The 6921-nt window shown below is 59.8% G+C and carries 8 protein-coding genes and 1 pseudogene; 2 read left to right on the plus strand and 7 right to left on the minus strand.

Features of this window, described 5'->3' with window-relative positions:
* Positions 1-39 precede the first annotated feature (39 nt).
* Complete coding sequence (locus tag GT003_RS31800; RefSeq protein ID WP_161705691.1) at positions 40-570, plus strand: HPP family protein; 531 nt, start codon at positions 40-42, stop codon at positions 568-570.
* 516 nt (positions 571-1086) lie between these two features.
* Here the strand turns inward: GT003_RS31800 and GT003_RS31805 are convergent.
* From GT003_RS31805 to GT003_RS31820, 4 genes are all read right to left on the minus strand, one after another.
* Positions 1087-1854 (minus strand): TIM barrel protein, encoded by a 768-nt coding sequence (locus tag GT003_RS31805; protein WP_161705693.1) that lies wholly within the window; start codon positions 1852-1854, stop codon positions 1087-1089.
* A gap of 6 nt (positions 1855-1860) precedes the next feature.
* Entirely contained in the window at positions 1861-2895 is a 1035-nt protein-coding gene (locus GT003_RS31810) for a Gfo/Idh/MocA family protein (protein WP_161705695.1), read from the minus strand.
* Between the two features lie 104 nt (positions 2896-2999).
* The gene (locus tag GT003_RS31815) at positions 3000-4340 is read right to left on the minus strand and encodes an FtsW/RodA/SpoVE family cell cycle protein (RefSeq protein WP_161705697.1); all 1341 of its coding nucleotides are present in this window, start codon (positions 4338-4340) and stop codon (positions 3000-3002) included.
* Positions 4340-4672, minus strand: coding sequence for a PadR family transcriptional regulator (locus GT003_RS31820; RefSeq protein ID WP_161705699.1), 333 nt, complete (start codon positions 4670-4672; stop codon positions 4340-4342). The genes GT003_RS31815 and GT003_RS31820 overlap by 1 nt, the downstream gene beginning before the upstream one ends.
* 178 nt (positions 4673-4850) lie before the next feature.
* Between GT003_RS31820 and GT003_RS31825 the strand changes: the two genes are divergently transcribed.
* The gene (locus GT003_RS31825; protein WP_161705701.1) at positions 4851-5336 is read left to right on the plus strand and encodes a cysteine hydrolase family protein; all 486 of its coding nucleotides are present in this window, start codon (positions 4851-4853) and stop codon (positions 5334-5336) included.
* A gap of 65 nt (positions 5337-5401) precedes the next feature.
* On the opposite strand, the gene GT003_RS31830 is transcribed toward GT003_RS31825, so the two are convergent.
* The 3 genes and pseudogenes from GT003_RS31830 to GT003_RS31840 form a co-directional block, all read right to left on the minus strand.
* Positions 5402-5803 (minus strand): VOC family protein, encoded by a 402-nt coding sequence (locus tag GT003_RS31830; RefSeq protein WP_161705703.1) that lies wholly within the window; start codon positions 5801-5803, stop codon positions 5402-5404.
* Positions 5804-5859: 56 nt separating this feature from the next.
* Entirely contained in the window at positions 5860-6417 is a 558-nt protein-coding gene (locus tag GT003_RS31835) for a GNAT family N-acetyltransferase (RefSeq protein ID WP_161705705.1), read from the minus strand.
* 72 nt (positions 6418-6489) lie between these two features.
* Positions 6490-6921: pseudogene (locus GT003_RS31840) on the minus strand (hypothetical protein); the annotation flags it as partial.

Below are 6921 nucleotides of genomic sequence, written 5' to 3' on the forward strand. Positions count from 1 at the left end.
TATAACTAGTTAACTAGTTATTTAAAGGATGGTGCCGTGATGCAAGCAGACAACGATACAAACCCTTCATTTTGGCGGAAAATGAGCGGGAAGGGCGGCAATCCCGTCAAGGTCGTGCCCCGGAATGCGCTGATCGGCGCGATCGGCGGATTTACTGCCATCCTGCTTCTCGCCTACCTCTCGGACTTGACGACGGCAGCATGGATGATGGCGCCGTTCGGCGCGACCTCCGTATTGGCGTTCGGTCTCTGGGATGCTCCGTTGTCCCAACCGCGGCATATCATCGGCGGGCACTTCATTTCCACGTTGGTCGGGCTCGTCTGCCTCCATCTGTTCGGTTCAAGCAATGAGGTGCTTGCAGCAGCCGTCGGGCTCTCGATCGCGCTCATGATGCTGACGAGGACGACGCATCCGCCCGCAGGGGCCGATCCCTTGGTCGTGATTCTAAGCGGCTCCGGCTGGTCTTTCCTGATCGCGCCGGTCTTAATCGGCTCCGTGCTCATCGTCATCGTCGCATTGATCATGAACAACTTGGACAGCAAGCGCAGCTATCCGACATTCTGGATGTAAAAAAACCGCCAACGGCGGTTTTCGGATTGAAGAGAAACCCGCCTTAATAAGCGGCAGGTTTCTTTTCATTTCAGGCCCGATTGAGGGTGATATATAAGGACGGCAGCGGGCACATCAGCAAGCAGCGGAAGCTGCCGATCGTAAAACGACGTGAGTGTGGACTGATTCCTGACTTCTAACGGCTGCCAGCGCTGCTAATCCCCCCTAAAACCGGCGAAATAAACCCTAACGTTCCTGAGAGACGTTATTGGGCGTATATGGGCTGATTTCACCAAAGAAATCGTGCATAAGCATCCTGGAAATCATTAGCGAAATAATAAGGGCATTTGGACCCGAATAGCCATCCGTACAACCGTTAGCTTCACGAACGCTTAGGTTTAGGGGGATTGTCGAAGCAGGACTATAACGGCATGTAAGTGCGAACTGCAATCCAATAGAGTTCTTCTATTTTTGATTTTCCGGACATTCCGAAAACCGCTAGCGGCGGTTTTCTTACGCTCTGCTGGCCTAGCAGCCTCAGCCGCTTAGCAGCCCGGCTTCCTTCAGGTTCAAATAGCTCGCCGTGATCGTCTCCACCGGAGACAGGTTGCGAAGCCGGTCCTGCTCGACGACCATCCACTCGACGCCGATCTCGCGGGCCTTCAGAATCGACGGCGCGATCCGAACGATGCCCGTGCCGACGGCCGTCCATTGATCCGGCTCTTCGGTCGTCCGCACGTCTTTGACGTGAATGGCGGGCACGCGGCCGGCCATCTTGTTCAACACCTGAACGGGATCCGCGCCGCCCATCGTGATCCAGGCAATGTCCATTTCGAAGTAGACGGCCTTCGGATCCGTATATTCCGCCAAGATATCCATCGCGGCGACGCCGTTCCACGCCGTCTTGAACTCATGCGCATGATTGTGGTAGCACAGCTTGATACCCTCTGACGCCAGCCTCACGCCGGCCTTGTTATAGAGCTCGGCATCGCGAAGCAGCTCGTCCTTCGAATCGCACGGCCCCCACCACACCGTCACATGCGGGGCCTGCAGCGCCACGGCGTTCGCCGCCAGTCGATCCAGCCCTTCGCGCAGCGTTTCGCGGCTGGCGCTGAGCGTGACGGCCTGCATTCCAAGCGCATGGAATCGTCCCAGGTTGCTTCGGACATCTCCTTCCAGCAGCCATTTCTCGACGCCTTCAATGCCTTGATAGCCGATGGCCGCCGCCTTGCTTGCCGTTCCCCAAAAGTCCGCTTCCAGTTCTTCATGAATAATGCCGATCAACCCAAGCTTCGGATTCGTCACCTTCGCTCACGCTCCTTGTCCGGCCGCGGGCGCAAAATGGCCCGCTTCCAGCAGTTGAATAAATGGATTATCGTTCATTCCCGCAAGCGGCAGCTCGATCCGCGCATGGCGGCGCACCGACTCGTAGAAGGCATAGATGATCTCGCTCGCGCGAAGCGCCTTCCGGTACGAAAGCTCCGGCTCCCGCCCGGCGGCCAGACTGCCGACGATATCTTCGACGACGCCCGCCATCTGCTCCCGCTCGGAGCTCGCCGGCATCTCCGGCTTCCAAGACGGATCGTCGTAGATGACCGCCTCGCCGATCTCGCCGTCCCAATTCACTTCGATGAACCCCTTGCTGCCGATCAGCCTCACGCCGGTATGCATGTCCTGATCCGGCCCGCCGGTCTGAACGTTCGCGCGGACGGCATTCTCGAACACGAGCGTGCCGACGGCCATGCTTTCGGCGCTCACATCGAACCAGTTCAGCGGATTCGTGCCGTCAACGGCGCCGAGAACCCACTTCGCGCCGAACTCGCCATTGAAGCTGAGCGCCTGGTCGAACGTATGCGTCCCGCAGTCGAGCAGATTGGGCGGCGAATAGAGGTCCATGCGGAGCAGTTGGCCGATTCTCCCCTTCTCCACCCACTGGCGGACCAGCCGGTTGCCGGAGGCGAAACGCCGCTGATGGCAGAACGTCAGTTGGCTGCCCGTCGCTTCGGCGATGCGGGCCATCTCCAGGCAGTCGCCCCAAGCCGGCGCCATCGGCTTCTCGGAATGGACGGCCCGGACGCCGGCTGCGGCGCATGCCCGAAACATCTGCAGATGGAGCGGCGTCCATAGGCAGGAGATGACGATATCCGGCTTCACTTCCGCCAGCATGACCTCGTAGTCGGTAAATAAAGCCGCGCCGAAGCCGAATTGCTCATTGAAGGCCTGCGCCGCCTCCGCGTAAAGATCGGACAAGGCAACGACCTCGCAGCGGCTGTCCTCCCGAATTGCCGCCGCATGGGCTTTCGCCCGATTGCCGCAGCCGATGAATGCAACGCGATACTTCTCCAATGCCATAGCCCCCTAAGTTTCCTCGTATTTGAACTCAGCTTAACATAGGAAGGAAGGCTCCGGGGATAGAGAGTTGTACGGACCGCGTAGGAAAATGGTCTCCTCTATTGCGGGACGGCGCGTCGGCTTCGCCCGTTCAGCATATCCTTGCGCCGATAGGCGCCGAGAATGAAACCGAGCGCGCCGAGTTCGACGATAGTATTCGCGTTCCAGTTCAGAATCGGCAGCTGCATGCCGCCGATCGACGGCAACAGGCCTACGCACATGAGTAGATTCCATACATATTGCACGCCCATGACGGCGGCTAGGCAGATGACCAAACTCTTGGCATAACCTGCTGGGAGCCGCATGCCCATTCGAACCAGTCTGACGACGAAGACCAGCGCAATTAAGGCTGCGGCGACGCCGAACACCCAACCTAGGCTGTACACCAAGTACGAATATGTGAATTCGCCCATGATATCCGGCAGCGTACCTAAGGATCTGCCGAAGCCCTGTCCCCACCAGCCGCCGGAATGGATGGCGTCCAAGGAACGAATCGTATGGTAGTCGCCCGCATTCCCGCGATGGAAGAATGCCTTCTGGCGCTCCCAAATCGACAGCCAGAGATCGCGGTTATACCGCTGTTGAACGTATAGCAGCAAAACAGCGATGGCGCCTATTCCGCTTAGGAGCATTTTCCATCTGCCGTTGAGAACCAGAAGAGCAGCCAGACCAATCAAATAAACGAGCAGCGGGCCGAATGCGGGCGCAACCGCGAAGAAACAGGTCGGCAGCGCCACGTACGCGGCTGCTCCCCGCATCAGTCTGCCAAGAGTCTCAATTCGGTTGCCGGCACGAATTGGCCGCTCTCGATGCAGCATTCCCGCAACGGCCATGAGCAGTACATACGGCGCCGCCGCGTACGCATTGACGACGAACGCTCCGGCCCCGATCCACTGCTTTGCGCCGTTGACCATCAACCCGTGCGACAGCGTATAAGCCAGGAGCAGCAGCATCCCTGCGTACAAGCTCCACGAATACCGCGCCAGCTTGCGATAATCCGCGAAATACAACCCGCACATGGCGCCGATGCCAATGACCGCGGCCAGCATTTTGTGCGGGACCGACAATCGGCCGCCAAGCGCGAGATCGAGCGAGAACATCGTCACCAGTCCAAGGAGAAGCAGGCAGCCCGCCAGCGCGATGACGCTCCATTCCGGTTTTGGCCGATGCGCCGCATGCAGCTGCCTGCCCACCTGATCGGGATCGCCCATTTGCAGCAAAGCATCCTGAATCGCTTCTTCTTCCGTGCAGCCGCCCCGCTCGAACCGTTCTTCGGCCAGCGCCTCCAAGTGGCTCAGCATTTCCAGCCTAATCTCCTCGTGCATCGACCGCGCCTTGATCGGCGCGCAAATCCGGTCCAAGTAGCGGGCAACGTCCGCATGCCGTCCGATCTCCGTCATCAGGCCCGCCCCTCCCCGATCAGCCTCGATACGGTCGTGCTGAACAAGGACCACTCGCGTTCTTTCTCGACCAGCGTCCTGCGTCCCGCGTCCGTCAGCTTGTAATACTTGCGCTTGCGCCCGTTTTCCTCGCCCCAATAGGCTTCCACGAGCCGTTCGACCTCCAGCATGTGAAGGATGGGATACAGCGTACCCTCCTTGAACGCGAACAGCCCGTCGGACTGCTGCTCGATGCGCTTCGCCATCTCGTAACCGTACATGTCGCGATGCTCCAGCTGCTTCATCATCAGAATCACCGTGCTGCCCTTCATAAGTTCTTTGTTGATCTTCATGCGAACCTCCATCTATACATCGTTTATCTATGTATCGTATATCTATGTATTAATATAGGAGAATTTCCCCAGCTTGGCAAGCGCAAATAAGACATGCATGGACGGGGACACAATGGACGGGCCGCGCCATCCATGAGAGAATGAAGCTTCACATCCAATTACGAGGGAGCGGATCATCATGAAAATGGCATTTTTAGTCATTGATATGCAAGCCGTACATGTACGGGACATCGACCCTAAGACCGTGAACCGGGCATGCGAGTACATCAATCACGTGTCGGAGCTGACGCGTTCGAATGGCCACGCCGTCATCCACATTCAAGATATCGAAGGCATGAACGAAGCGAACAAGGAATCGTACGCTACGATTCCCGAGGTTCAAATGGGCGACAATGATCTGATCCTAACGAAAGAGCATTCGAACTCGTTCTGGAAGACCGCGCTTGAACAGACGCTGTCGGATCAAGGCGTGGAGCTTGTCGTCCTGGCAGGTAATGCGGCGGAGCATTGCGTGTTGTTCACGTATAACGGGGCGATCGAGCGGGGATTTACGCCCGTCCTGCTGCAAAACGGCATTTTGAGCTCGCAGCCGGAAGCCATCGCGGCCGCGTACCGGGATCGCAATCTCGTTTCGTATCCTGTCATCAACTATCTCGTGAAATAACGCGCGCAAACAAGCGGCAGCTTGGACTTCGACGTCCGGGCTGCCGCTTATTCAACGAGGCGCGATTAGGTATGGCTGTCCAATCTCGTGGCAACCTGCCAGCGAACGCCGAACGGATCGACGAGCCGGCCGAACATGCTGCCCCAGAACATTTTGGCGAACGGCATCAGCACTTGGCCTCCCGCAGCCAGCTTGGCGAAGGCTTCGCCAGCCTCCTCCGCGGACTCGTATTCCAGCGTCAGATCCATTCCGCTGCCGCGCTCGACGGGCCCTGCATCCGCCATATAGAAGGTCAATCCCGCCGCCTGCAAGATCAAGTGCATGACACGCTCCTTATCGTCGGGACTGCTGCCCGGCATGTCGCCGAAAGTTTGCACGCTTACGATTTCCCCGCCTAGCGCTCCTGCATAGAAGGCCGCCTGCTCGCGCGCGTCGTCGCTGTAAATGTACGGGATCAGTTGGGCCATTGTACTCGCTCCTTTGTTGGGTGGATAGTTGATAACGAACAAACGGGACTGCCGCCCTACATGTCCCGATGAATCCAGAATCGCCTCACGACATTGCCGTTCGCTTCCGTGAATTCCGAATGAAATTGCCCGCCATTGCCGACGATCGTTCGTTCGGAACCGGTATTGCCGCGATCGCATACGACGAGCACGTCACGGATGCCGAGCCTTTCCGTCAGGAGCAGCGACTGCGCCAGGATGGACTTCGCGTATCCCCTTCGCCGCCGGGAAGGGACGACGCCGTACCCGATATGCCCTCCGCTCTCGGCCAGCTTTCGATTCAGCTCGTGCCGGATATTCGCCGCGCCGACGATTGCGCCTGCTTCGTCCATAAACCAGCAGGTCGTGTGCGTGACCAAACCCTCCGGGGCCGCCTGCTCGGCTTCCCGCAGAAACCGGACATATGCCGGGAAATCGGACGGATCCTTGCCGACGACCCAAGGAACGATATCTTCCCCGCTGGCGATCCATTCGTCATAGAACGCCATGTAGGCCTCCCGATGCTCCGCCGCCGGCATCACCAGCCGAATCCGGCCGCCGGTCGGCACTGTCACGGATTCCTGACCGTTCTCCATTGGCTCCCCTCCTCTCCAAATAAGAAAAGGCAAGGCATCAGTACGTACTCTGCTGCCTTGCCTGTGTAATCTTTACCGCGAGCGGCTGCGCTGCGGACGGCCTCCGCCGCCCTGCTTGCCGCCCGGGCGGCCGCCCTTGGCGCCGCCGGACGAACCGCGTCCGGCGGATGAGGCGCGTCCGCGGCCTTTATCGCCGCTGCCCGGGAATGCCGGGCCGCCGGAGCGGCCGCGTGACTCGCCGCCTCCGCTGCGCGCGCCTTGCTCCGCCGAGCGGAACGCTCCGCCTCCGCGCGGCGCCGATGCTCCGCGATCGCGGGACTCGCCGCCTCCGCTGCGCGCGCCCTGCTCCGCCGAGCGGAACGCTCCGCCTCCGCGCGGCGCCGATGCTCCGCGGCCGCGGGACTCGCCGCCTCCGCTGCGCGCGCCCTGCTCCGCCGAACGGAACGCTCCGCCTCCGCGCGGCGCCGATGCTCCGCGGCCGCGGGACTCGCCGCCTCCGCTGCG

This window comes from Paenibacillus sacheonensis (assembly GCF_009909195.1).
GTDB classification, from domain to species: Bacteria; Bacillota; Bacilli; order Paenibacillales; family Paenibacillaceae; genus Paenibacillus_Z; species Paenibacillus_Z sacheonensis.

What these genes read in the sequence shown, in the direction of transcription:
- GT003_RS31800 (WP_161705691.1), top strand. Translation starts at nt 40, where the DNA reads ATGCAAGCAGACAACGATACAAACCCTTCATTTTGGCGGAAAATGAGC.
- GT003_RS31815 (WP_161705697.1), bottom strand. Translation starts at nt 4,340, where the DNA reads ATGACGGAGATCGGACGGCATGCGGACGTTGCCCGCTACTTGGACCGG.
- GT003_RS31820 (WP_161705699.1), bottom strand. Translation starts at nt 4,672, where the DNA reads ATGAAGATCAACAAAGAACTTATGAAGGGCAGCACGGTGATTCTGATG.
- GT003_RS31825 (WP_161705701.1), top strand. Translation starts at nt 4,851, where the DNA reads ATGAAAATGGCATTTTTAGTCATTGATATGCAAGCCGTACATGTACGG.
- GT003_RS31830 (WP_161705703.1), bottom strand. Translation starts at nt 5,803, where the DNA reads ATGGCCCAACTGATCCCGTACATTTACAGCGACGACGCGCGCGAGCAG.
- GT003_RS31835 (WP_161705705.1), bottom strand. Translation starts at nt 6,417, where the DNA reads ATGGAGAACGGTCAGGAATCCGTGACAGTGCCGACCGGCGGCCGGATT.